Annotated in this window: 19 protein-coding genes; 8 read left to right on the top strand and 11 right to left on the bottom strand. The window is 69.2% G+C overall.

The genetic code is table 11. From position 1 onward, the window contains the following. Positions 1 to 256: 256 nt before the first annotated feature. Both ACI2L1_RS15105 and ACI2L1_RS15100 read left to right on the top strand, forming a co-directional pair. A complete protein-coding gene (locus tag ACI2L1_RS15105) occupies positions 257 to 1,288 on the top strand; it encodes a hypothetical protein (protein ID WP_404739761.1) in 1,032 nt (343 codons plus the stop codon). Further along, the gene (locus ACI2L1_RS15100; protein ID WP_404739760.1) at positions 1,285 to 2,886 is read left to right on the top strand and encodes a M16 family metallopeptidase; all 1,602 of its coding nucleotides are present in this window, start codon (positions 1,285 to 1,287) and stop codon (positions 2,884 to 2,886) included. The genes ACI2L1_RS15105 and ACI2L1_RS15100 overlap by 4 nt, the downstream gene beginning before the upstream one ends. Before the next feature lie 19 nt (positions 2,887 to 2,905). Here the strand turns inward: ACI2L1_RS15100 and glmS are convergent, their stop codons facing one another. Continuing rightward, the gene (gene glmS / locus ACI2L1_RS15095) at positions 2,906 to 4,753 is read right to left on the bottom strand and encodes a glutamine--fructose-6-phosphate transaminase (isomerizing) (protein ID WP_404739759.1); all 1,848 of its coding nucleotides are present in this window, start codon (positions 4,751 to 4,753) and stop codon (positions 2,906 to 2,908) included. Positions 4,754 to 4,860: 107 nt separating this feature from the next. On the opposite strand from glmS, the gene ACI2L1_RS15090 reads away from it, so the two are divergent. The 4 genes from ACI2L1_RS15090 (at position 4,861) to ACI2L1_RS15075 (ending at position 8,542) form a co-directional block, all read left to right on the top strand. Beyond that, on the top strand, positions 4,861 to 5,601 hold the full coding sequence (locus ACI2L1_RS15090; RefSeq protein WP_404739758.1) for a hypothetical protein: 741 nt from the start codon (positions 4,861 to 4,863) through the stop codon (positions 5,599 to 5,601). A 10-nt stretch (positions 5,602 to 5,611) separates the two neighbouring features. Continuing rightward, the gene (locus ACI2L1_RS15085) at positions 5,612 to 6,544 is read left to right on the top strand and encodes a CbrC family protein (protein WP_404739757.1); all 933 of its coding nucleotides are present in this window, start codon (positions 5,612 to 5,614) and stop codon (positions 6,542 to 6,544) included. Between the two features lie 82 nt (positions 6,545 to 6,626). After that, on the top strand, positions 6,627 to 7,595 hold the full coding sequence (coaA, locus tag ACI2L1_RS15080; protein ID WP_404739866.1) for a type I pantothenate kinase: 969 nt from the start codon (positions 6,627 to 6,629) through the stop codon (positions 7,593 to 7,595). Positions 7,596 to 7,621: 26 nt separating this feature from the next. Continuing rightward, on the top strand, positions 7,622 to 8,542 hold the full coding sequence (locus ACI2L1_RS15075; protein ID WP_404739756.1) for a DUF389 domain-containing protein: 921 nt from the start codon (positions 7,622 to 7,624) through the stop codon (positions 8,540 to 8,542). A 107-nt stretch (positions 8,543 to 8,649) separates the two neighbouring features. Here the strand turns inward: ACI2L1_RS15075 and glmM are convergent, their stop codons facing one another. The 3 genes from glmM to rplM form a co-directional block, all read right to left on the bottom strand. Continuing rightward, positions 8,650 to 10,008 (bottom strand): phosphoglucosamine mutase, encoded by a 1,359-nt coding sequence (gene glmM, locus ACI2L1_RS15070; RefSeq protein WP_404739755.1) that lies wholly within the window; start codon positions 10,006 to 10,008, stop codon positions 8,650 to 8,652. A gap of 186 nt (positions 10,009 to 10,194) precedes the next feature. Beyond that, positions 10,195 to 10,722: a 30S ribosomal protein S9 gene (gene rpsI, locus ACI2L1_RS15065; protein ID WP_404739754.1), complete on the bottom strand. Its 528-nt coding sequence runs from the start codon at positions 10,720 to 10,722 to the stop codon at positions 10,195 to 10,197. Between the two features lie 44 nt (positions 10,723 to 10,766). After that, positions 10,767 to 11,210, bottom strand: coding sequence for a 50S ribosomal protein L13 (rplM, locus tag ACI2L1_RS15060; RefSeq protein WP_404739753.1), 444 nt, complete (start codon positions 11,208 to 11,210; stop codon positions 10,767 to 10,769). A gap of 359 nt (positions 11,211 to 11,569) precedes the next feature. Between rplM and ACI2L1_RS15055 the strand changes: the two genes are divergently transcribed. After that, on the top strand, positions 11,570 to 12,460 hold the full coding sequence (locus tag ACI2L1_RS15055) for a hypothetical protein (protein ID WP_404739752.1): 891 nt from the start codon (positions 11,570 to 11,572) through the stop codon (positions 12,458 to 12,460). Positions 12,461 to 12,494: 34 nt separating this feature from the next. On the opposite strand, the gene ACI2L1_RS15050 is transcribed toward ACI2L1_RS15055, so the two are convergent. From ACI2L1_RS15050 to ACI2L1_RS15025, 6 genes are all read right to left on the bottom strand, one after another. Continuing rightward, positions 12,495 to 13,022 (bottom strand): GtrA family protein, encoded by a 528-nt coding sequence (locus ACI2L1_RS15050; RefSeq protein WP_404739751.1) that lies wholly within the window; start codon positions 13,020 to 13,022, stop codon positions 12,495 to 12,497. A gap of 8 nt (positions 13,023 to 13,030) precedes the next feature. Then, on the bottom strand, positions 13,031 to 13,795 hold the full coding sequence (locus ACI2L1_RS15045; RefSeq protein WP_404739750.1) for a polyprenol monophosphomannose synthase: 765 nt from the start codon (positions 13,793 to 13,795) through the stop codon (positions 13,031 to 13,033). A gap of 68 nt (positions 13,796 to 13,863) precedes the next feature. After that, positions 13,864 to 15,708 carry a glycosyltransferase family 39 protein gene (locus tag ACI2L1_RS15040; protein WP_404739749.1) on the bottom strand — a complete coding sequence of 615 codons (1,845 nt, stop codon included), beginning with the start codon at positions 15,706 to 15,708 and terminating at the stop codon, positions 13,864 to 13,866. Continuing rightward, a complete protein-coding gene (locus tag ACI2L1_RS15035; protein ID WP_404739748.1) occupies positions 15,705 to 17,591 on the bottom strand; it encodes an ArnT family glycosyltransferase in 1,887 nt (628 codons plus the stop codon). Before ACI2L1_RS15035 ends, ACI2L1_RS15040 begins: the two co-directional genes overlap by 4 nt. Next, positions 17,588 to 18,634: a glycoside hydrolase family 26 protein gene (locus ACI2L1_RS15030; RefSeq protein WP_404739747.1), complete on the bottom strand. Its 1,047-nt coding sequence runs from the start codon at positions 18,632 to 18,634 to the stop codon at positions 17,588 to 17,590. The genes ACI2L1_RS15035 and ACI2L1_RS15030 overlap by 4 nt, the downstream gene beginning before the upstream one ends. Continuing rightward, positions 18,631 to 20,223, bottom strand: a complete 1,593-nt coding sequence (locus tag ACI2L1_RS15025; protein ID WP_404739746.1) for a glycosyltransferase family 2 protein — start codon at positions 20,221 to 20,223, stop codon at positions 18,631 to 18,633. Before ACI2L1_RS15025 ends, ACI2L1_RS15030 begins: the two co-directional genes overlap by 4 nt. Positions 20,224 to 20,622: 399 nt before the next feature. On the opposite strand from ACI2L1_RS15025, the gene ACI2L1_RS15020 reads away from it, so the two are divergent. Continuing rightward, entirely contained in the window at positions 20,623 to 24,969 is a 4,347-nt protein-coding gene (locus ACI2L1_RS15020; RefSeq protein ID WP_404739745.1) for a choice-of-anchor D domain-containing protein, read from the top strand. An 87-nt stretch (positions 24,970 to 25,056) separates the two neighbouring features. Here the strand turns inward: ACI2L1_RS15020 and truA are convergent, their stop codons facing one another. After that, entirely contained in the window at positions 25,057 to 25,911 is an 855-nt protein-coding gene (truA, locus tag ACI2L1_RS15015) for a tRNA pseudouridine(38-40) synthase TruA (protein WP_404739744.1), read from the bottom strand. Positions 25,912 to 25,919: the final 8 nt, after the last annotated feature.

The following is a 25,919-nucleotide window of genomic DNA, read 5'->3' as shown; positions in this document are numbered from 1 at the left end:
GAGCAGTTGATCGCCGTCATCGGACCGCTTTCCATCTGCTGGACCTGGGCGTCCGCCAGTGATTCCGGTACGGCGCGGGTCTTCGGTCCCCGCGTGTGCGTCATCACCGAGAGCACGGTCACTGCTCTGCGTGACCACGATGAGCACGGGTACCCAGCGCTATTGCACATCAACGCCCTCAAGAACACCCGCCCCACCCCTCCCTGCTAGCCTGCGAAACTCTGCACATGGACACGCCAAGGGGGGCGGCGGCCGTATGGGCAAAAGCACCGCCGGCAAGGGCACCGACGAACACGGCAGACCCGGCTGCTCACCGGGCCCGGTGACCGACGCGTTCGACGCGCACCCCGAGCTGGCCCCGCTCCGCACCGCCGCCTGGGACGGCGACTGGGACGCCACGCGCGCCTTCTTCGCAGAACTGGGCTCTCCCGACGACGTCTCCTTCGCCGCCGGCCTCCTCGCTCGCGTCGACAGAACCGAGTGGTACCTGGAGAAGGTCGCCAGGTCCCTGCCCGCCGACCCGCTCCCCCGTACCCTGCTCGCCGAGCGGCACATCCGCATCGGCTGGGGGATCCGCGGCGGCGCCCGGGCCGGGGATGTGCCGCCCGACCAGCTCGACGAGTTCCACGGCCGGCTGCGCAAGGCGGAGCTGCTGTTGATCGAGGTGTGCGCCGAGCAGCCGGCGTACGCCCCCGCGTGGACCGCCCGACTGCTGACCGCCCGCGGTCTGGAGCTGGGGCAGTCCGAGGCCCGACGGCGTTACGACCGGCTGACGGAGCATCACCCGGACCAACCGGACCGCTCGGACCACCCCCGTCACCCTCACCACTTCCGTGCGCAGTCGCAGCTCCTGCAGCAGTTGTGCCCCCAGTGGGGCGGTTCCTGGGAGGCCGCGCACGGCTTCGCGCAGGAGTGTGTGAGCGCCGCGCCCGACGGCTCGCACGCCGGCATCCTGGTCGCCGAGGCGCACATCGAGCACTGGGCGGATCTCGACGACGCCGAGGCAGCCGAGTACCTGCGGAACGTCTCGGTCCGCGACGAGCTGCGCCAGGCCGCCCGGATCTCCGTACTGCACCCCGGCCACCGCCGCGACTGGCACTGGACCGGTGGCCACAGCACCTTCGCCCTGGCCTTCTCCCTCGGCGGCCATGCCGCGGACGCCGCCCAGCACTTCGAAGCCCTCGGCGACACCTCCTCCGAGGCCTTCTGGAGGTACCTGCCCGACTGGAGGAACCAGTTCACGCGGTACCGCGCAGACGCGCTCGCGACACCCCGGGACGAGAGATGACCACGCCCAGAACGACAGCCACGGATCTCGGCACCCTGGTCGCCCACACCACCGTCCACGGCGTCCCCACCCTCTTCGCCCCACGCCCCGGCGAGATCACCGCCGGCCTCTTCTTCCGCGTGGGCCGTGCCGACGAGACCCTGCCCACGGCCGGCGTCACCCACCTCGTCGAGCACCTCGCCCTGCACCGCCTGGGCCTGTCCGACCTGCACTACAACGGCGCCACGGCGGACACGTACACCCTCTTCCACGTCACTGGCGACGAGAGCGAGGTCGTCACTTACCTCAACAGTGTCTGCGCGGCCCTGCGCGACCTCCCGATGGACCGCCTGGGGACGGAGAAGGAGATCCTGCGCACGGAGGCGGGCAGCCGGGGCAACGGCCCCATGGCCCTCATGCCCATGTGGCGGTACGGCGCCCAGGGCTACGGTCTGTCGAGCTTCGACGAACTCGGCACCCGCAGCCTGACGGCCGACCAGGTGCGCCACTGGGCCGAGACCCACTTCACCCGGGACAACGCGGTGCTCTGGTTCACCGGCGACCGCGTACCGGACGGTCTCGACCTCACCCCGCTCCCCTCAGGGCACCGCCTCCCCACCCCGGCCGTGACCAGCGCGCTCCCCGTCACCCCCGCCTACCTCCGCGGCGACGACGGCCACCTCGTCCTCACCTCCGTGCTGCGCCGCTCCACCGCGGCCGCCGTGTTCGCCGAGGTCCTGGGCCGCGCTCTCTTCCAGGACCTGCGCCAGAAGGGCGGCTACTCGTACTCGGCGGAGGCCGACTACTCCCCGCGCGACGCCGAGTACGCCACCCTCACCGCGTACGCCGACGCACTGCCGCAGAAGCAGGACGCGGCGCTCGGCGGCTTCGTCGACGCCTTCGCCCGGCTGCGCGCGGGCCGTATCGAGCAGGCCGACCTGGACTCCGCACGCGGCAAGTTGCTCAAGCGCTACGACGTCCCCGACCTCGGCGCGGCGCTGCTGCCGTCGTACGCGCTGAGCCTGCTGCTCGGCCACCGGATCACGCCCCCCGAGCAGAACAGGGCCGAACTCCACGCGGTCACGGTCGCCGACCTGCGCGAGGTCGCCCGCGAGGCATGGGACGGCGGGTTGCTCCAGGTGCCGACCCGAGGCGCCGACTGGGCGGGCCTCACCCCAGCGCCCCGCTTCTCGTCTTCCGGGGTCTCCGGCACCCTGCATCCGTCGCTGGAGGACGACGACGTCACGCTGATCATCGGCGCCACGGGCGTGACCCTGTCGACGCCGGCCGGCCTGTTCACCGTGCGGTACGACGCCTGCGCCGCGATGACCACCCGCCCCGACGGAGTCCGGCACCTGATCGGCCTCGACGGCTTCCAGGTGGTCGTCGAGCCGACCCTCTTCGGGGACGTCACGGAGGAGCGGATCGCCGTACTGGACGCGGCTGTCCCCGCCGCCGCGGTCGTGTCCCTGCCGGCCCGCACCGCGGAGCAGATCCCGCAGCCGCGGGAGCGGACGGGCTCCGGTCCCCAGCCCCCTGCCGACACCCGGAAGAGGACAGGGACCGTGCGGGGAGAATCCCTCGTGGCCCGGCTTCTGCGGGCCACCCGCAGGAAGTAGCGGCGGCCGACGGCCCCGCCTACTCCACCGTCACCGACTTAGCCAGATTCCGAGGCTGATCCACCTCGTTCCCCCGAGCCGTCGCCAGCTCGCACGCGAACACCTGCAACGGCACCGTCGCCACCAGCGGCTGCAACAACGTCGGAGTCGCCGGGATCCGGATCAGGTGGTCGGCGTACGGCACCACCGTCTCGTCCCCCTCCTCCGCGATCACGATCGTCCGCGCTCCCCGGGCCCGGATCTCCTGCATGTTGGACACAATCTTGTCGTGGAGCACGGACCGCCCCCGGGATGAGGGCACGACCACAACCACCGGCAGATCAGGCTCGATCAGCGCGATCGGCCCGTGCTTCAACTCCCCCGCCGCGAACCCCTCGGCGTGCGTATAGGCGAGTTCCTTGAGCTTCAGCGCGCCCTCCAGCGCCACCGGATACCCGACGTGCCGCCCCAGGAACAGCACCGTGTTCTTGTCGGCCAGCGACCGCGCCAGCGCCCGCACCGGTTCCATCGTCTCCAGCACCCGCTCGACCTCGTCGGAGATCCGCGACAGATCCCGGACGACGGCCCCGACCTCGTCCCCCCACTTGGTCCCGCGCACCTGCCCGAGGTACAGCGCCACCAGGTAGCACGCCACGAGCTGCGTCAGGAACGCCTTCGTCGACGCTACGGCGACCTCGGGCCCCGCGTGCGTGTACAGCACCGCGTCCGACTCCCGGGGAATCGTCGAGCCGTTGGTGTTGCAGATCGCCAGCACCTTGGAACCCTGCTCGCGGGCGTGCCGTAGCGCCATGAGCGTGTCCATGGTCTCGCCCGACTGGGAGATGGCGATCACGAGGGAGCGCGGCCCGAGGATCGGGTCCCGGTAGCGGAACTCGCTCGCCAGCTCCACCTCGCAGGGGATACGGGTCCAGTGCTCGATGGCGTACTTGGCGATCAGCCCCGCGTGGAAGGCCGTACCGCAGGCCACGATGACGACCTTGTCCACCTCCCGCAGTTCGGCGGCGCTGATCCGCACCTCGTCCAGCGTCAGGGAGCCGGCCGCGTCGATACGGCCCAGGAGGGTGTCGGCGACCGCCTTCGGCTGCTCGGCGATCTCCTTGAGCATGAAGTAGTCGTAGCCGCCCTTCTCGGCGGCGGAGGCGTCCCAGTCGACGTGGTACGAGCGGACGTCGGCCGGGCGGCCGTCGAAGCCGGTGACGGTCACGCCGTCCCTGCGCAGCTCCACGACCTGGTCCTGGCCCAGCTCGATCGCCGAGCGCGTGTGGGCGATGAACGCGGCGACGTCGGAGGCCAGGAACGCCTCCCCCTCCCCCAAGCCCACCACGAGCGGCGAGTTGCGCCGCGCGCCCACGACCACGTCCGGCTCGTCCGCGTGGACGGCGACCAGCGTGAACGCACCCTCCAGCCGCCGGCACACCAGCCGCATCGACTCCGCGAGGTCGGCGGTCACCGAGAACTCCTCGGCGAGCAGATGTGCCACGACCTCGGTGTCGGTCTCGGACGTCAGCACATGCCCGCGGTCCGCCAACTCGGCCCGCAGCAGGGCGAAGTTCTCGATGATGCCGTTGTGGACGACCGACACCCGGCCCGCGTTGTCCAGATGAGGATGCGCGTTGGCGTCCGTCGGCCCGCCGTGTGTGGCCCAGCGGGTGTGCCCGATGCCGGTGGGACCCGACGGCAGCGGCCGGTCCACCAGCTCCTTCTCCAGATTGACCAGCTTCCCGGCCTTCTTGGCAGCCGCCAGCCCGCCGTCCGCCAGCACGGCGACGCCTGCCGAGTCGTACCCCCGGTACTCCAGTCGCTTCAGCCCGGCCATCACTACATCGAGCGCCGACTGCGACCCCACGTATCCCACGATTCCGCACATGCGCGGCAGCCTAGGGGGCGAAGGCCGTCCGAACACGGCACTTCGTGCCCGATTCCGGATATTGCGACAGGGGCCGTATCGGGCCAACTTCACACGACTCACCCGACGTGTCGAACAGCAACCCGGCGAACGGCACGAAGATCCAGCTGTGGACTTGCAACAGCTCCCCGGCCCGAGCGCTGGCCAGTGCGGAGGGCTGCCCCAACTCGGCGTGGCACTACCTCGACACGAAGACGTTCAGGCCCGACGAGCCCGTCCAGTGGGACCACTTCTTCTCCGGACGGGACATTCTCAAGCTGGGCCGGCACAGCCTCTTCGGGGGCGCCCTCGGCGCGGTTCTGTTCGAGATCGTCATCGGGGACTTCACCGACTGCTTCCAGGACACGTGGAAAGGCCCTGCGTGCCGCCGGAGTCGCCAACGAGGTCATGGCCGGCCTCGGCACATGGCAGGTGATCACCGACGAGGGCGTCCGTCCACGGAGCGGCGCCCTGACGGGCTCGGAGACACCGAGGCAGAGCTCAACGACACTCCGGCCTTCGCCCACAGCGCCGGCCTGGACTCCGTGTCGTGCCCTCGATGCGGTACGCAACTAGACTTCCCGGGGTGGTGGATGGCCAGGATGGACGAGGCCTTCCGGGACGGCAGCGCCTCCGCCCTTGCCGTAAGAGTTCCCTGCTGCGGCACCGACACCACGCTGAACGACCTCGTGTACAACGTTCCTTCCGGATTCGCCCGGTACCAGGTCAGGGTGTGGAGCCCCAACAGGCGCGTACTCGACGACGAGGAGCTGGCCGGAATCGGTGCCGCGCTGGGCCGTCCGGTACGGCAGATCTGGTCGCTCGTCTGAGAGGAACCGCGTGGGTTACGGCCTGTACGTCTGGCGTTTCGTCGACGAAGAACCCGCCCCCATGGACGAGACCGCGATACGCGACGTACTCGGCCCCGTCACCGTGGGCGGAATGCCGCCCACCGGCCTCCCGGAGTTCTGGGATCTCGAAGCCGAGGACGGCGGCGGCTCGGAGGTCTACGGCGACGCCCTCGGACTCACGTTCAACCGCTTCTCTCCCGGACGGATCCTCGACCGCGTGGCAGAACTCGCCCGGAGAACCGGCGCGGGCGTCATGCCGCACGACTGCCCGATGATCCTGACGAGCGAATCCGACCGAAGACACCTCCCGGAGAGCTTGCGCGCGGAAGCGCTGGTGGTGGCGCCCGAGGCCCTGACCGGCCGGGCGATCCAGCTCCTGATCTCCCCGCAACCGGAACCCCGGCTACGCCCCGTCCTCCCCCGGTTCCCGTACCACCCGAATCCGGTCGCCACCGGCTCCGTCACCACCTCCGACAGCCCCTGCGTGTGCTGCGGGCAGGAACGCGGCTGGGTGTACACAGGACCCGTCTACGCCGCCGACGCCCCGGACAGCGGCATCTGCCCGTACTGCATCGCCTTCGGCAAGGCCGCCGAGCGCTACGACGCCTCTTTCGCCGACGGCATCGAGGGCGACGTACCCGAGGACGTCGTGACGGCGGTCCTGAGGCGCACACCGGGATTCTTCGCCTGGCAGTCCCCGCACTGGCTGACGCACTGCGGCGACGGCGCGGAATTCCTCGGCGCCGCCGGAGCGAGGGAGCTCAAGGAGCATCCGGACGCCGTGGACCACCTCCGCGCCCAGTGGCCGGACCACCGGTTCGACGGCTTCCTCGCCTCGCTCGACAAGGACGACCAGCCGACCGCGTACCTCTTCCGCTGCCGGGTCTGCGCGACCCACCTCGCCTACGCCGATTTCACATGATCACACCCCGACGTGACCCACCCCACCCCCCACCCCGTTCAAACTCCGTTAACAATGGACTGTGATCTCTCCGGTCTCCTCGATGCCCCGGAGCGCCCACCGGCCCAAGCCGGAGGCGACTCCCTACGTCGACCTCACCCGCACCGAGTGGAGCGCGCTGCGCGAAAAGACGCCGCTCCCGCTGAACGCCGAGGAGGTCGAGAAGCTGCGCGGGCTCGGTGACGTCATCGACCTCGACGAGGTGCGGGACATCTACCTCCCGCTCTCCCGCCTCCTCAACCTCTACATCGGCGCCACGGACGGCCTCAGAGGCGCCCTGAACACCTTCCTGGGCGAGAAGGGCTCCCAGTCCGGCACACCGTTCGTCATAGGGGTCGCCGGCTCCGTCGCCGTAGGAAAGTCGACCGTCGCCCGCCTCCTCCAGGCCCTGCTCTCCCGCTGGCCCGAGCACCCGCGCGTCGAGCTGGTGACGACGGACGGCTTCCTGCTGCCCACCCGGGAGCTGGAGGCCCGCGGGCTCATGTCGCGCAAGGGCTTCCCGGAGTCGTACGACCGCCGGGCGCTGACCCGTTTCGTCGCCGACATCAAGGCGGGCAAGGACGAGGTCACCGCCCCCGTCTACTCCCACCTGATCTACGACATCGTCCCGGACCAGCGGCTCACCGTGCGCCGCCCCGACATACTGATCGTCGAGGGCCTCAACGTGCTGCAGCCCGCCCTCCCCGGCACGGACGGCCGCACCCGTGTCGGTCTCGCCGACTACTTCGACTTCAGCGTGTACGTCGACGCGAGCGCCGAGGACATCGAGCGCTGGTACCTCAACCGGTTCAAGAAGCTCCGGCAGACCGCGTTCCAGAACCCCGAGTCGTACTTCAGGAAGTACACCCAGGTCTCCGAGGAGGAGGCCCTCGACTACGCCCGCACCCTCTGGCGCACCATCAACAAGCCCAACCTGGTGGAGAACATCGCCCCCACCCGCGGCCGCGCCACCCTGGTCATCCGCAAGGGCCAGGACCACAAGGTGCGCAAGCTCAGCCTCCGTAAGCTCTGAGCAACGGCGCCTGTTAGAAAGGCGTCATGCTGCATCTGCGCCTGATCACCCCGGCCGACCGGACCGACGACGTGGTCCGCCTGATCGAGCGGACGGTCGGCACCACGCACCTCGTCGTGCTGCCGGGCGCCGCCCGCAATCCGGCCGGCGATGTCGTGATGTGCGACGCGGCCCGCGAGGCGGGTGACGAACTCATCGGCGCCCTGCGGAAGTTGGACCTCGACAAGACCGGCTCCATCGCCGTGGAGAACATCGACCTGTCGCTCTCCAAGCGCGCCGACAAGGCCGAGGACGAGGCACCCGGCGAGGGCGCGGACGCGGTCCTGTGGGAGCACCTGACGGACGCGACGCACGAGGAGTCGACGCTCTCCATCACCTACCTCGCCTTCATCACGCTGGCCACGATGATCGCGGCCTGCGGTGTGGTGCTGGACAACGCGATCCTGATCGTGGGCGCGATGGCGGTGGGCCCGGAGTTCGGCCCCCTGGCCGCCTTCAGCACGGCGATCGTGCAACGCCACCCCCGTCTGGCGGCACGATCGTTGATCGCGCTGCTGGCGGGGTTCGCGGCGGCGATGGCGGTGACGGTCGGCTTCACCTGGTTCATGGACGCCCTGAGCCTCTTCCACAAGTCCGACCTGGAGGGCGACCGCCCCAACACCGCCTTCGTCTACGCCCCCGACGCCTTCTCGTTCGTCGTGGCGGTCCTGGCGGGAATCGCGGGCACCCTGAGCCTGACCTCGTCGAAGTCCGGCGCCCTGGTGGGCGTGGCGATCTCGGTCACCACGGTCCCGGCGGCAGCGAACGCGGCAGTGGCCCTGGCCTACGGCGACATGGATCAAACAGCGGGTTCGACGAACCAGTTGCTGCTGAACCTCCTGGGCATCATCCTGGCGGGCACCCTCACCCTCCTCTTCCAGAAATGGCTCTGGCGAAAACGCCCTTAGGGGCCCGGGGGCTGTATCGATGTGCGGCTACCGCGGCGCGGGCGCGACAAGCCACGACGCTCCTGCGAGCCCGCGACCGTCAGCAACCCCCGCCCCTACCCGGCAATTCAGCCGAGCGCCGACTTCACAGCATCAGCAAGCCGCCCCGCCACAGACCGAGCCTGATCAATATCCGCCGCCTCGACCATCACCCGCACCAACGGCTCGGTCCCGGAAGGCCGCAACAACACCCGCCCGGTCTCCCCGAGTTCCCGCTCCGCGTCGGCAACCGCGGAAGCCAGCTCCGCGGACGTCGACACCCGCGACCGGTCCACATCAGGCACGTTGATCAAGACCTGCGGCAACCGCTCCATCACGGAAGCCAGCTCCCGCAACGACCGCCCGCTCTCGGCGACCCGCGCCGCGAGCATGAGCCCTGTCAACGTGCCGTCACCCGTGGTCGCGTGATCGAGGATGATCACATGCCCGGACTGCTCACCGCCGAGGGCGTACCCGTGCTCCTTCATCTCCTCCAGCACATACCGGTCCCCGACGGCGGTCTGGACGAGCCGCAGCCCCTCCCGCTCCAGCGCAAGCTTGAACCCCAGGTTCGACATGACGGTCGCCACCACTGTGTCCGAACGCAGCGCCGACCGGTCCCTCATCGCCAGCGCCAGCACGGCCATGATCTGGTCGCCGTCCACCTCCTCACCGGCGTGGTCGACGGCGAGACACCGGTCCGCGTCCCCGTCGTGCGCGATGCCGAAATCCGCCCCGTGCTCGACGACGGCGGCCTTCAGCAGCCCGAGATGCGTGGATCCGCACCCGTCGTTGATGTTGAGCCCGTCCGGCTGGGCACCGATGGTGATGACCTCGGCACCGGCCCGCGAGAACGCCTCCGGCGACACCCGGGCAGCGGCACCGTGCGCCTCGTCGAGGACGATCTTCAGCCCGTCGAGCCGGTTCGGCAGTACGGCGATCAGGTGCGCCACGTACTTGTCGAAGCCCTCGGTGTACTCCCGCACCCGGCCCACGCCGGAGCCGGTCGGCCGCTCCCAGGGCTCACCGCGCCGGTGCTCCTCGTAGACCGCCTCGATCTGCTCCTCCAGCTCGTCGTCGAGCTTGTGCCCGCCGCGGGCGAGGAACTTGATGCCGTTGTCGGGCATGGCGTTGTGGCTGGCGGAGAGCATGACCCCGAGGTCGGCGCCGAGCACACCCGTGAGATACGCCACCGCGGGCGTGGGCAGCACACCGACCTTCAGTACGTCCACGCCGGCGCTCGCGAGACCCGCGACGACGGCGGCCTCCAGGAACTCCCCGGACGCGCGCGGGTCCCGTCCGACCACCGCAGTCGGCCTGTGGCCCTGGAACGAACCCGCCTCGGCCAGCACATGTGCCGCCGCGACCGACAGACCGAGCGCCATCTCGGCCGTCAGATCCGCGTTGGCGACACCGCGCACGCCGTCCGTACCGAAGAGTCGTCCCACTTGTCCTCCTGAGGAAGCGTCAGTTGCGGAGATCATCCGATCACATGAGCCTTTGAGCGCCTTGTGCCGTTATACGCCTAAAGCTGTGATAAACGAACGCCCCGACGGCACTGTGGCGTGCCGCCGGGGCGTTCGGACGTACGTCGGACGTACTGCTGACGTGCGAGTACGAGCAGGCAGCGAAGCTTAACGCTTGCTGTACTGCGGAGCCTTGCGGGCCTTCTTGAGACCGGCCTTCTTGCGCTCGACCGCACGGTCGTCGCGGCGGAGGAAGCCAGCCTTCTTGAGGGCGCCGCGGTTGTTGTCCACGTCGGCCTCGTTCAGCGCGCGGGCCACGCCGAGGCGCAGGGCACCGGCCTGGCCGGAGACACCGCCACCCGCGATCCGGGCGATGACGTCGTAGCGGCCCTCGAGCTCGAGCACCTTGAAGGGCTCGTTGACTTCCTGCTGGTGCACCTTGTTGGGGAAGTAGTCCTCAAGGGTGCGACCGTTGATCTTCCACTTGCCGGTGCCCGGGACGATCCGGACGCGGGCGATGGCGTTCTTGCGACGGCCCAGGCCGGCGGCCGGCTGCGGGTCGCCGAAGCGGGACGCCATGGACTCCGAGGTGTACTCGCCCTCGACGGGGGCCTCGGACTCGGTGGTGTAGCTGTCGATGTCGACAAGCTCGGTCTCGGTCTCTTCGACCGGCTGCTCAGCGGTGGTCTCGGCCACGATGCTCCTCAGATTCTTTTCTGTCTTGAAGGGGGTGGCCGGAACTACTGCGCGACCTGGGTGATCTCGAACGGCACCGGCTGCTGCGCAGCGTGCGGGTGCTGGTCGCCCGAGTAGACCTTCAGCTTGGTGATCATCTGACGGCCCAGGCTGTTCTTGGGGATCATGCCCTTGATGGCCTTCTCGACGGCCTTCTCGGGGTTCTTCGCCAGCAGCTCGTCGTAGCGGACGGAGCGCAGACCACCCGGGTAACCGGAGTGGCGGTACGCCAGCTTCTGGGTCTTCTTGTTGCCGGACAGGTGAACCTTGTCGGCGTTGATGATGATGACGAAGTCGCCCATGTCCATGTGCGGGGCATAGGTCGGCTTGTGCTTGCCACGGAGGAGGTTCGCGGCAGTGGTAGCCAGACGGCCCAGGACGACGTCCTGAGCGTCAATGACGTGCCACTGGCGAGTCACATCGCCGGGCTTGGGGCTGTACGTACGCACTTCGCAGCCTTCTTCTTCAGTGGATGGGTGCTGACACATGGCATCACTGAAGCGATCGTGCAGCTGGGGACGACAGTGCCGGGAACGCTGCCCGTATGCCGCCCACTGGTAACTGCTCCAGGGAACCTAGGTAAAGGCCTCTCGCGTGAGAACGAGCGAGCCAATACACAACGAAGATGCAGGATACCGGGATGCCCCCGCACGGGTCAAAACGAGGCCCTCGCGACGCCCGCGCGGAAAGCTCACGGGGCCCTCGCGGCCGAGATGTGCACCGGTGCCGGAAAGGTCCCCGAGGCCGTTGTCCAGCCGTTGTCCACAGGCCCACCGGCACCTTCCTCACCCCCTCTAAGATGCACCCCATGAGCTTTGGGCAGCAGGGGGGACCCCCGTCCCAGTGGGATCCCTGGAAACCGCAGTCGCAGCAGCCGTGGAGCAGCGGCGGGGACGAGCAGACTCCGGACTGGGCCGCTCTCGCCGAGGCCTCCGAGACCCGCAACAGACGGCGCCGGTTGTTCCTCATCGTCGGCGGTGCGGTCGCCACGGTCGCCATAGGCACCGCCGTGGCGATGGCCGTGGTGTCGGCGAACGGCGACGACGAGGCGAACAAACCGACCTCGTCACTGCCGGCGACCGCCGACATTCCGAGCGCGACCGGCACCGCGCCGTCGTTCGCGCCGACCAGCGCCCCGCCGCCGCTGGACCCGAAGGACTTCATCGCCAGCAAGGCCAAGGACACGCTTCCGCTCAGCGCGCAGACCCTCTTCCCGGGCACCCAGCTGACCATGGGCTCGACCGTGTACAAGAAGGGGACGACGGCCGACACGAAGAACTGCGCCGCCGCCGACACGGTCCAGGCCAGCCTCGGGAAGATCCTGAAGGCCAACAGCTGCACCCAGTTCATGCGGGTCAGCTACACCAAGGACGGCGTCTCGGTGACGGTCGGCGTGGCGGTCTTCGACACCGAGGCCCAGGCGGCGAAGGCCAAGAGCCAGGTCAACACCAAGAAGGACATCGTCAGGTCGCTGTCCGGCGGCGCGGTCAAGGCCTTCTGCAACTCCGCGATCTGCCGCACGACCTCGAACTCCTACGGCCGCTACGCCTACTTCACCATCTCCGGCTTCGCCAGCGGCAAGAACGTCACGGAGAAGGACACCTCGGTCTTCACCATCGGCGACAACCTGGCCGAGTTCACCTTCCGCCAGATCCACCGGCGGGGCGAGGCCCAGGCGTCCACGGCGGCGGGCGGGTGACCCGGCGCGCCGAGGCGCGCCGGGTCCGGTTCCTTCAGGTCCGCTCCCAGGAGCCGCTCAGGACGGGCTCGGGATACGGCATGACGGGTTCCGGCAGGCTGCCGGCCGTCCGCCGGGTCCCGGCCGTCCTGAAGACCCAGGTGCGGTAGGACCAGAAGCGGAAGAGAGTCGCCACGCCGATGCCGAGGAACTTGCTGACGTTGGTGGCGAGCGTGCTGTCCCAGCCCAACCCGTAGGTCGTGGCATAGAGAACAGAGTTCTCGATGACCAGTCCGATCGCGCTGAAGAACAGGAAGAGAGTCAGCTCCTTCCTACGGCTGTTGCGGTCCGCCTGGGCCCGTTTGCGGTACGCGAAGTACCGCAGCCCGAGGTAGTTGCTCATGATCGCGACGACCGTGGCGAGGACGCTCGCCCGGACGGTCTGCCAGTCCGTGACGGTCCTGATGAGGTTGAAGACCGCGAGATTGACCACGAAGCCCGAGGCCCCCACCATGCCGAACTTCGCGATCTCGCGATACAGCTTCCCCCACCGGGAGGGAAGCGCGTGACGTCCGCTGCTCACCGTCCCGTTCAACCCCGTCGGTTGCGCAGTCGCAGCCGTACCGGCATCACCGCCGACTCGATCTGTGTGGCGAGGTTCATCTTGGACTCGCCCTCGGTGCGCTCCTCGAAGCGGATCGGGATCTCGACGGCACTGTGTCCGGCCCGCACGGCCTTGAACTTCAGCTCGACCTGGAAGCTGTAGCCCGCGCTGTCCAGGGTCGCGAGGTCGATGTCCCGCAGGGTGGCCGCCGACCACAGGTTGAAGCCGGCGGTGATGTCCCGGATCTTGGTGCCGAGCACGGTCCGGGCGTACCGGTTGGCGAATCGCGACAACAGGACACGGTGCCTGCCCCACTCATCGTCCAGCGAGCCCCCCTCCACGTACCGGCTGCCGACGACCAGGCCGACGCCTGATGCCACGGCCGTACCGAGCATGCGTGGAACCGCTTCCACCGGGTGGCTGCCGTCGGCGTCCATCTGGACGACGTACGCGGCGCCCTCGTCCAGAGCGGCACTCATGCCGGCGACATAGGCGCGCCCGAGCCCGTCCTTCTCGGTCCGGTGCAGCACGCTCATCCGGCGCCGCCCGGCAGGCTGGTCGGCGTTGTACTTCTCGGCAAGCTCTTCGGCGATCCGCCCGGTCCCGTCCGGGCTGGAGTCGTCGACGATCTTCAGATGCAGCCCGTCGATCGGCAGACCGAGCACCAGCTCGGCCATGCGGGGCAGGTTCGCCGCCTCGTTGTAGGTGGGCATCACCACGGTGACGAGGTCACCCCCCAGGTCATACGTCATTTCGTTCCCTCCCCTAGTCAGTTGCCCCCCACCGGACGCGGCCCTTCCGCTGGTCCGGCGAACCCAGCTCAGATGTGCACCTTGCGCTTCGCCGCGTCGTCGTCCTTGGACGAACCGTCCGTGGCTGCGCGTGTCCTTTCAAGGAGCACCAGCTGGAGATGGTCGAGCTTCCGGGTCTTCACGACGCGGAAGTCCTTCTGGATCGCGGTCGCCGTGGTCTTCGGCATCCCGTTGAACGGCTGCCCGTCGGGCGTCGTCGACACGAGCCACAACCGTTCGGCCTTGACCAGACAGCTCGCCGGCTGCGGGCACTCGGCCGCGTCGAACGAGCCGCGCTCCTGCGGTGTGCGATACATCAGCACGTCCCGGGGGCGCCCCACGTCGTCGCGCAGTTCGAAGGCCAGGGCCCGGCGCTCCTGCATCACACCGCTGAAGACGATGCCGTCGCCCTCGCGCTGACCGGCCTCGATGATGCGCGCGGCACCACGGAAGTCCGGCTCCCCCAGCGCGTTGTGATGAGCCTCCCTGATGCCCGGCAGCGACTGGAACGCGAGCCCGGCGACCGCGGCCGCCGCGAACGCCCAGCCGAGTCCACGCCGGGCCGCCGCCCCGGAGCCGGCCTTGGCTCCGGCCACCGGACCGGCCAGGCGGCCCACGGCGACAGCCATGAGCAGCACCCACGCGGGGGCGGTGAACAGCAGATAACGCGGGAGGAAGAGGTGCAGCTGCGCCGCCGTCAGATAGGTCACCACCGGCGGCAGCACGATCCAGGCGGCCAACGGCAGTGCCCACCGGCCCGCGAAGAACAGTCCGACCAGACCGAGCGCCATCACGGGCACGGCGACCGCCCAGGAACCGAACAGGTTCGCGGGGAAGTTCACCAGCTCCTTGAAGCCCGGGTTGTTCCAGGCGATCTGAGCGCTCTGACCCGAACCGGAGACGGCCATCGGCATCACGAAGCACATGCCGAGGATCAGGGCCGCGGTGTAGGCCCAGCCGACGATCCTGTCGCCCGCGCGCCGTTGCCGCACCACCATCGCCAGATGGGCACCGAGTACCGCGAGCGAGGCCAGATGGCTCCAGCCGATCAGCGGCACCGACAGTGTGTAGGCGACCCACACCTTCAGCGACGGCCGGTCCAGTGCCCGCGCGAGCAACAGCGTCGACAGGAGCACCGCGGCGACCGCGAAGGGGTACGGCCGGATCTCCTGCCCGTACCGGGTGGTCAGCGGTGTGACGGCGAGGGCGAGCCCGGCGAGGACTCCCACCTGTGTGGTGAACAGCCGCCGCCCGAGCAGGGCGAGCAGACCGGCCGAGGCCGCCATGGCCACGGCGCCCGGGACGCGCATCGCGGTCACCGAGTCACCGGCCACCGCGATCCAGCCGTGCATGAACACGTAGTACGGCGTGAACACCACGTCGACGCTGCGGATCAGCAGGCTGAGGTCGTGGAACGACAGCGTGGCGGCCCACCAGGTGGCGTGTTCGTCCCGCCACAGTTCACGGTCTCCGATGCCGCGCAGGATCAGGGCGAAGGCCAGCGCCGTGGGAAGCAGGAACGTCACGGCGGCGGCGAGGCGGCCGCCCTTCTCGACTTCGGCGGGATCGACCGCGGTGAACGGCGCATCGGTCACGTCGTCCGGAGTCCCGGGCACGGCGGCCGTCGGCTGCCCCGGCTGGTCGCCCGGACCGGCGTACCCCTCGGTCTCCACGTACGGCGCGGACTGCGCGTAGGAACCGGCTTCCGCATACCTGCCAGGCTCCGCGTACGCGCTGGTACCGGCGTGGACACCCTGCCCGGTGGCGGCGTAGGCGTCCTGGCCGGCGTAAGCGTCCTGGCCCGGATAGGGATCGCGGCCGCCGGAACCCTCTGGATGCCCGCCGCCGGGCCGGGCGAAGGCGTCGAAACTCATCTCTTCACCCAAATCCGGTACGCGCCGTCGCCCTTGCTGGTGGTGAAGCGGGTGACGGCGGCCAGGCGGTAGTGGGGGTTGCCGCGCAGCGCGTCTGTCACGGCCGTGTCCACGTCAGGAGTGACCGTCCCGCGGAGCACGATGACGTCGAACTTCGCGTCCCGGACTGCGGCGCCGTAGGCGTCGGGCCCGGAGTGGCGCTTGCCCTTCTTGTCCGCGTAGTCCATGCCGAACGTGCCCTGCCACTGGTCGTAACCGGTGACGTCCCGGAGGTAGTAGGCCGGGACCTCGTGCTCCTCGGCGAGATAGGCGCCCTTGCGGTCGACCATGGGGCGCAGGATCGCCGTCATCTCCCGGGAATCCGGGAAGCTGTAGTTCTGCTGCGACTGCACCATGCCGAACACCAGCGTCAGGACGTACAGCATGATCCCGAGCTGCGGGTGCCGGAAGTGCGGGCCGACAAGGCGTGACATGCCCAGGCCCGCCATCGGTGCGGCGAAGAGCAGACCGAAGCCCACGTGCTTGAAGAGCGAGACCTCGGTCTGCAGGTGGACCTGATAGACCGGGGCGAGCAGCGCGGTGCCGGTCAGCACGACGCCGAGCGAGACGCGGCGGAGCCGGCCCGGTCCCACCTGTTCGAGCCAGGGCATCTCGCCCATGTGTGGGCGCACGGCGTAGGCGATGGACCCGCCGACGGCGGCGAGGAACATCAGCCCGCCCCACTCGGCGCTGTGCTGCAGGAGCATCGCGGCGGTGTCGGCGCCCTTGGCCCGGTTGGTGGTGGTCTGACTGATGCCGCCGAGCGACCCGGCGAAGAGGTACGCGACCCCCAGCAGCGCGACCAGTGTCGCGCCGAAGAGCACTCCGCGGGCCAGCGCGCGCAGCCCTCGGTGCCGGTAGGCGGTCACCACCGCCAGGACCACCAGGGTCGGCAGGTACAGACCCGCCGCGTACTTGGTGCCGAAGGCGAGGAACGCCGGGGGCGCCGCGAGCACGACCGCCGCGATGGGCGCGCGGCCGGTGCGCACCACGATCCATGCCGACAGGGCGAGCAGGAAGATCGCCGCCGCGTCGAAGGTGGCGAAGTTGCCGAGGAACACAGTCGACTGGATGACCGAGAAGAGGGCCGCCGCGCCGATCGCCACGCGGACGTCGAACATCCTGCGGGTCAGCGAGTAGAGCAGGCTCGTCGCGCCCAGCATGAACAGCAGGCTGACGATCCGCACCCCGGTGAGCCCGGCCACGCTGTCGACCATTCCGGCGAGCACCGGATACAGCTTCGGGTAGCCCGAGAAGTACCCCACGAAATCGCCCGGCACGGGGGTGCCGTGCAGGATGTTGCCGATCTCGTAGTGGCCCGCGAGGACGTACAGCGCCTCGTCCTCGAAGGCCGTGCCGCGCAGCCGCAGCGACAGTCCGGCCTGGATCAGGAGCACACACAGCAGCACCAGACGCCCGAGCCGCCGACTGCGCCCGGTGTCCACGTCCCACGCGGACTCGGCGACGGGCGGCAGGACGTAGCCCGGCTTCGCGGGCTCGGGCTCCGGCTCCACCGGCGCGGGTGCCGGCCTCGGCTCGGTCGCGGTGTACGTGGCGTACGGGTCGTAGGGCGCGAAGGTCTCGTACGTCTGCTGGTCCGTGTACGAGGAGATGCGGCCGTCGAAGCGCCAGCCACCGGTGTCGGTCACCTGTCCCTGCTGGGCCCCCGGTTGGGCCTGGTAGGTGTACTGCTGCGCGTACTGCCACGAGGGGTCCTGCGCCCCCTCGTCGTGCCACTCCCCCTGCTGCCCCTGCTGCCCCTGCCAGGCTGCGTACGCCCGGTCGTGCGGATCGTGCCGCAGTCCGGGGTCGTCCGCCCACACGGGCGGGTGTCGGTCGGTCATGGCTTCTTCACATCGAATCCGAAGCTCCGGCCGCCGGCCTGCTTGCGGAAGGCCTTCTCGGAGAGCGGGCCGCTGTTGATGCGCCAGTCGGTCTCCTTGTCGAAGTTGAACCAGACCAGCCCGATGACGTCCTCGCGCTCCGCGGTCCCCTGGAAGAGGTCCTCGATGTCGGCGGGCTTGCGCTCGCCGGCCTGGGCCGCCGTCTCCGCGATGATGAACGGCTTCTTGGTGAAGGTCCGGATCTGACGCATCGTGGGCCCGTAGAGCGTCTCGTACGTCGACGGACCGGTGGCCGCGTAGTAGCCGATGACGCCGACCCAGTCGACGTAGTCGTCGCCCGGCCAGTACGCCTTCAGCTTCACCTTGGGCATCGGGTTGACGACGTTCGGGCTCCACGTCCAGATGACCTGCGTGGCGCCCTCGTCGTCGAAGAGGTCGTGGATGTGCTTGTACGCGGCGACGAACTGCGCCGCGGAGGCCTTCTTGGTGCCCCAGTCGTACCAGAAGCCGTTCATCTCGTGCGCGAAACTGATCGCCACCGGCAGGTTCAGTTCCTTGACGGACTGGGCGTAGCCGCGAATGTACGCGTCCTCCTTGCCGGAGGCGATGTCCTTCAGGGTCGTGTCGAACGGCTCCCAGGCGATGAACGCCAGCGAGCCGTAGTCCCAGCTGTTCTGCACCAGGCGCGTCTCGTACTGGTCGCCCCAGGCCGAGTAGAACTCGATCAGGTTGGGCTTCTTGCCGGCCCGCTTCGCGAAGTCCTCGACGGCCGTCAGCTTGGCGGGCGCCCCGTTGGCGGCCACGCCCAGGTACTTCTTCGCGGGCTGGAGCAGCGGCCGTACGTCGTACGGCGGCTCGGGCTTCGCGGAGTCGGTGGCCTCACCGGGGCTCGCGCCGGGTTGATCGCCCTGGGCACGCTCGTACTCGCCCCGGCCCTTCTCGGAGAACGTGCTGCATCCGGCCAGCAGCGCACCGGCGAGCAACGCGATGACGAGCGCCCGCACAAGCCGAAGCGCCCGTGCGGAGGAACTGGGGTCAATCATGCGGTCGCTTCCTGTACTTCCCGGGTGCGCGGCTGGACGAGGACGCGGCCGACGACGATCGCGTAGAAGAGGCCCGCGGACAGCATCAGGGCGAAGTCCGGCGGGTACTCCGTGAGCATCCGCCAGCCGGCGACGAGCACCCAGAGCACCGCGGTGCCGCCGGACCAGCCGGCCATACCGATCCACCAGCGCCGCATGCCGTTCTTCTTGGCGCCCTGCGAGCCGGTCGGCTTCCAGCCCATGGGACGGCCGCGCAGCATGTCCGACACGGCGAAGACATGCGACCAGCCGTACATCAGACGCACCGCCCAGGCCTCCAGCCGGTACGGCGCCCGGTGCCAGAACGGCAGGACCAGCGTCACGTAGGCCACGCTCGGCAGCACCCACATCGCGGCCTCGGCACGCATCAGGTCGGGACGCAGGATCATCAGCGAGAGCGGGATGATCGGGGTGAGGAAGGTCGCGAGTGCGGTCTGGAGGTAGTAGAGGAAGCCGGAGACGTAGCACAGCCGGGTCTGGAACTTCAGGTCCAGCTCCCAGAACCGCTTGCCGGTGAGCAGTTCCAGCGAGCCCATGCACCAGCGGTACTGCTGGTTGTGGAAGGCGCCGGCGGTGTCCGGGCAGACGCCGACCGAGAGCGCGACGGGCACATAGCGCAGCTTCCAGCCCAGCGCCCGCAGGTCGAAGCCGGTGTACATGTCCTCCGAGTGCTCGATGAGCGTGATGCCGCCGATCTGGGCGAGAGCCGCCCGCCGGTACACCGCGCACGAGCCGACGCAGATCGAGCCGTCCTTGTCCTCGCGAGAGGTCTGGACGGACCGGTAGAACTGCTCCTGGACCGCTCCGGCACCGCGCTCGATCCAGTTCTGCCGGTCGGTGATCCGGAAGAACTGCGGGGACTGCACGATGCCCGTCTGCTCGTCGGCGTCCATGTACGGCAGCAGCTCGTCGAGCAGGTCGGCACGGGGCGCGAAGTCGGCGTCCAGGATGAGGATGTGGTCGCCGTCGGTGATCCCGAAGGCGTGGTGGAGGTTGCCCGCCTTCTTGAACCAGCCGCGGTTCGGCCGCACCACGTAGTGGAAGCCGAAGTCCTGCGCCATGGCGCCGACCTCCGGGTCGTCGGCGTCGTCCAGCACGTACACCTTGACGACACCGCGGTAGCTGCCCGCGAGCCTGTTCACGTTGACCCAGGTGTTGTGCAGCACCTCCAGCGGCTCTCCGCACACCGGCAGGAAGACGTCCACACTTGGGTACCCGCCGGGCCGCCAGTCCCGCACGAGCTGCTTGTGCGCCTTGACGTCGAAGTCCTTGCTCAGCCCGTCCAGGTACAGCGAGATGAGGTAGTCCGCGACCACGAAGGCGAGCAACGGCATGGTCAGCCAGAACCACGGGCTGGACGCGGTGAAGAGGAACTGGCTCACCGCGAGGCACGCGAAACTGATCAGTGAGCCCACCGTCAGGACCCACAGGTGACGGCGCGTGTAGGAGTACTTCTCGGCGTCGTCCGGTGGCTGCGGCAAAAGCCCATGGTTCTCCACGACCCGCCTGCGCCGACGAGAGCGCGCGGCAGCGCCAACTGCACTAGTCATCCAAACCCCCCAGGACCGACCGGCCCTGCCTACCCCACCCGAATGTTCGGCCATCCCCATAAATCGAACTCTCGGCCGGACCGCGAAAGCATAACCGGCTTCTCTCCTTACGTCTCAACCTTCTTGTTAAGTGAGGGTTTCATCACGGGTCACAGGGGTAGCAGTGGCGCCGCACAGCCGAGACAGATGACGATCTCGATGCGAAGCACGCCCCCGCAGTGCGCAATCAGGCCAACTGGTGATAGGAACAACCACTCAGTCTTCACGTTTGTGCCGCACCTGTGACCATTCCGGGCGCGGACGCCAGAGGGGGGTCCCGATTTGCCCGGGTTTTCCATGCCCGCACGCGGTGGGCGCCACCGCGATCGGCGGCGCACGTGGCTGCTTTCCATCGCGGCCGTGGCCACTGCGGCACTGATCGGCACGACGATCAGCCTCGTGGCATCCTCGGCCCAGGCCGACCAGACCACCCAGGGCGTCGACAACCTGCGCACCAACTGGGACCAGAACGAGGCAGGGCTCTCCCCGGCGGTCGTCCAGTCGTCCGCCTTCGGCCGACTCTTCGCCACCAAACTGGACGGGCAGATATACGCCCAGCCGTTGGTACTGGGCGACCAGGTGATCGCGGTCACCGAGAGCAACACCCTGTACGGCCTCGACCGCACGACCGGTGAGATCGAGTGGAGCGAGAACTACGGCCCCGCGTGGCCGGCCTCGGCGATCGGCTGCGGTGACCTGGTGCCCAACGTGGGCGCGACCGCGACCCCCGTCTACGACTCCGCCACCGACTCCCTCTACTTCACCACCAAGGTCGACGACGGCACCTCCACGCACCGCCACCCGAAGTGGCTGATGCACGCGGTGGACCCGGCCTCCGGAGCCGAGCGCGCCGGGTGGCCGGTCACCATCGCCGGAAGCCCCGTCAACGACCCGGGCAACGAGTTCGACGCCTACTACGAACAGCAGCGCCCCGGCCTGCTGCTGATGGACGGCGTCGTCTACGCGGGCTTCGGCGGCCACTGTGACGCGTGGCCGTACCGCGGCTATGTGGTCGGCGTGAGCACCACCGGACACAGCATCACCTCGATGTGGGCCTCGGTGACCGGTGCCAGCACGGGCGGCGCCGGCATCTGGCAGTCCGGCGGCGGACTGGTCTCGGACGGGTCCGGCCGGATCTTCTTCAGCACCGGCAACGGCATCAGCCCGGCGCCCGGGCCCGGCAAGACCGTTCAGGGCACCCTCGCCGAGTCCGTCGTACGCCTCCAGGTCGACGCGGACAACAGCCTCAGCACCGCGGACTTCTTCAGCCCCAGCGACGCCGCGACCCTGGACCTGACCGACCAGGACATCTCCTCGGGCGCCCCGATGGCGCTGCCGGACGGCTTCGGTACCGCCGAGCACCCCCATCTGCTGGTCCAGCAGGGCAAGGACGGGCGGGTGTTCCTGCTCGACCGCGACAACCTCGGCGGAATGGGCCAGGGCCCCCAGGGCGGCGACGCCGCGGTCAGCGTGTCCGGCCCCTACCAGGGCATGTGGGGACACCCCGCGTTCTGGGGCGGCGACGGTGGCTATGTCTACGTCGTCGGCAACCAGGGCCCGCTGCGCGCGCTCAAGTACGGCGTGCGCAACGGCGGTACGCCCGCGCTCACCCTCACAGGCCAGAGCCAGGACACCTTCGGCTACACCAGCGGCTCTCCCCTGGTCACGTCCGACGGCACGGACGAGTCAAGTGCCCTGGTATGGATGACCTCCGCGAGCAATGCCTCCGGGGCCGACGGCACCCTGCGCGCCTACAGCCCCACCCCCGACGGCAACGGCCATCTCCAGTTGCTGTGGTCGGCACCGATCGGCACCGCGACGAAGTTCGGCACACCGACCGCCGAGCGCGGCAAGGTGTACGTAGGCACCCGGGACGGTGTGCTCTACGGCTTCGGCAGCCCGGCCAGGACGGCTCTGACCGCGGCCTCGCTGGACTTCGGCCAGGTCGGTGTGGGCAGCAGTGGTTCGGCCGACATGAAGGTGACCGCCACGCAGGACGTCAGCATCACCGGGCTCAAGGCCTCCGGCGCGTTCTCGGTCGACCCGTCCGCCGTACCCACCCCCGAGCAGCCCACGGCGCTGGCGGCAGACGCCACCCTGGACGTACCGATCAGCTTCGCCCCCACCGCCACCGGCGGCATCAACGGCACGCTGACCGCGAACCTGTCGGACGGCCAGAAGCTGGTCTTCGCCCTCCACGGCGTCGGCACCAGGCCCGGCCTCGGGGCGGCACCCGCCGCCCTGGACTTCGGAGAAGTCCCCACCGGCAGCGCTTCGACACTGAACCTCCAGATCACCAACACGGGTACCGAACCGGAGACCATCGACTCGGTCGACTCGCCCGACGGCGCCTTCTCCACCTCGGGGTTGCCGAGCGCGGGGACGGTCGTACCGGCCGGTGGATCGTTCGTGCTCTCGGTCACCTACACGCCGACCGGCGACCAGGTCGACAGCGACGCGCTCGTGGTCAGCAGCAGCGGCGGCGGCGACACGCACACGCTGAGCGTGCCGGTCAGCGCGACGGCCATCACGGGGCAGGGGCACCTGGAGTTCTCCACGAGTTCCCTGGACTTCGGCCAGGTCCCGATCGGCAGCTCCAGGTCGCTGTCGTTCACCATCACCAACACCGGCAACATCCCGGTGACGGTGACGAAGGCCAAGGCGCCGACGGGTGACTTCAACAGCCCGGTGCAGCTGTCGGAGGGCCTGATCATCGGTCCTGAGCAGACCGCCGTGCAGAGCGTGACGTTCACTCCGCGCTCGGCTGCGGATCTGAGCGCCTTCTACGAGGTCACTGGTACCGGGACCGACGAGAACGGCAACAGCCAGGGCGCCATGTACGTCCCGGTCAAGGGCACCGGTACCGGCAGCGCCACCACCACCTCGGCCGACGATGGGCGGTGGCAGACCAACGGCTCGGCGGTGCCGGCTGACGGCGGCGGGGTCCAGCTGACCCCGGCCACCAGCAATCAGGCGGGCACGGCGGTGTACACCGAGCCCCTGCGCACCGAGGGTCTGCGGGCCACGTTCACCACGAAGTTCGGCCCCGGCAGCGGCGGGAAGGGCATGACGCTCACCCTGCTCGACCCGGCCCAGAACTCCGCCTCGGCACTGGGCGGGACCGGTGACAGCCTCGGCATCGCGGGACGGCCGGGCACGGTGATCGCGCTCGCCACCGGCTGGAACGACACGCTCAAGGCACAGAACTTCGTGGGCGTCGGCCGCAGTTCGGCCGACTCGTCGGTGATCGACTACCAGTCGGTGGTCCCACTCAGCACCTCCCTGCGCCAAGGCACGCATCAGGTCGACATCCAGGTGGCCGCCGGCCATCTGTACGTCTGGATCGACGGGGCGCAGGTGATGGACGCGACACCGACGTTGACGTCCACCGCGCTCCTGGCCTTCTCCGGTGCCACCGGCGACAGCGCCGACCTGCAGACGGTGAGCGGCCCGGTCGTCAGCGAGGCGGCGCGCCCGGTAACGGAGCCGAAGGCGACGACCTCGCTCCATCTCACCGCCCCGAGCACGAGTGTGCCTGGTCGGCAGTTGACCGTTGACGGCACCTTGACCTCGTCCGTCGCGCTTCCCGCAGGTCAGGTCGCGCACATCACGCGGAACGGAACAGCACTGCGCGATGTGACGACGGAGGCGGACGGCTCCTTCACCTTCAGCGACACCCCGCCGGCAGAGGGCACTTACACCTACGCCGCAAGCTACGCGGGGGACGACACACACGAGACGGCCGACGCCGCGAGCCTCGTCCAGGTGTCCAAGCTGGCCACCTCGGTCACTGTGACGGCCCCGGCCACGGCCACCCGCGCGCAGAAGCTGACCGTGTCCGGCACGCTCTCCGGCTCGCCCTTCACCACCAGTGGGGTCGTCAAGGTGACGAAGACCGACCTCGCACACCCGTCCGGCATCGCACTCGCCGACGCGAAGGTCGCCGCGAACGGTTCGTTCACGTTCGCGGACACCCCGCAGATCGGCGGTGCAAACACCTACAAGGTGGCCTACGGCGGCGACGTCTCACACAAGCCGGGCAGCAGCACCGCCACCACTCAGGTGTCCCGGGCCTCGGCATCCGTGACCATCACCACCGACCACTCGACGTACGCCTATGGCCAGTCCGCGAAGATCACCGCTCACCTCGGTACGACGTACAACAGCCGTACGGTGGCGATCTACGCCAAGCCGTACGGCGGCACGTCGGTCCTCGTGAAGTCGGGCACGGTCGACTCCCACGGCAACCTGACGGGGTCCTACAAGCTCACCCGCAACACCACGTTCAGCGCGGTGTTCACCGGCGACTACCGGTACGCCCCGAAGACCGCCGCCCGAAGTGTGCACGCCTCCGTGCGGATCTCGGAGAAGCTGTCCGGTTACTACACGAGCACGCACTACGGCAGCACTCTCTACCGGGTGTACCACCACACCGCCAAGGAGCAACTCGACGCCACCGTCACACCCAACAAGGCCGGTCAGTGCATCAAGTTCCGAGTGCAGCGGTACTACAGCGGCGCCTGGCACACGCAGACCACCACTCCCTGCTCAGCCCTCAGTTCCACCAGCGCCGGCCGCCACAAGATGGCTCTCACCAGGTCCGTCAACAGCAAGTTCCGCATCGCCGCGGAGTACATCCACAGCAGTAGGGACAACACCAACCTCAGCACCTGGGGGGCCTGGCAGTACTTCACCGTCAGGCAGTGAGCACGACTGCGACCAGGCTGAACGGCCCCGCCCTCGGATAACACCCAGGGCGGGGCCGCGCTCTCCGGTCCTCCGCCGGCAGCCGGTTCAGCTCCCGGCCGCCGGCAGCGACCGCCTGTTCCGAGCCACCTTGTTACGTGCCGCCAGCAACTCGTCCGCCGGATAGCCCACCTCCTCCAAGGTCAGCCCGTGCGGCCGTACGACATGGACGGCACTGTCCCGGACACCCGCGTCCAGCACCTTCCGCGGCCACTCCACCCCTCGGTGCCCGTCCCCCACGAACAGCAGCGCGCCGACCATGGACCGCACCTGGTTGTGGCAGAAGGCATCGGCCCGGACCTCGATCTCCACGACCCCGTCCGCCCGCCGCCGCACCCCGAAGTCGAGGATCTCGCGGATCGTCGTCGCTCCCTCACGCTTCTTCGCGTACGCAGCGAAGTCGTGCTCCCCGACTAGGGACTTGGCGGCGGCGTCCATGGCGGCGACGTCCAACTCCCAGTCGTGCCAGAGCACATGGTTGCGCAGCAGCGGATCCACGCCACCGGGCCGGTCCCCCACCCGGTAGATGTACCGCCGCCACAGAGCGGCGAACCGCGCATTGAACCCAGCCGGAGCCTCCTGCAAGGACCACACCCGCACATCCCTCGGCAACCGCCCCGCCAGCCGCTTCAGCAGCTTCTCCCGATGCTCCCCCCACAGCCCCTCGGGCAGATCCACGTGCGCCACCTGCCCCCGCGCATGCACCCCGGCATCGGTGCGCCCGGCCACGGTCAGCTCGTACGTCACGTCCTTCGACCGCGTCACCGTCCGCAGCGCGGCCTCGATCTCGCCCTGCACGGTCCGCCGTCCCCCGGCCTGCTTGGCCCATCCGGAGAACTCAGTTCCGTCGTAGGAGAGGTCGAGGCGGACACGGACGTAACCGGGCTGTACTTCGTCGCTCACTCCCCGAT

It is taken from the genome of Streptomyces sp. NPDC019531 (assembly GCF_044903305.1).
Taxonomy (GTDB): domain Bacteria; phylum Actinomycetota; class Actinomycetes; order Streptomycetales; family Streptomycetaceae; genus Streptomyces.
This window is presented reverse-complemented; position numbering and strand designations above follow the sequence as displayed.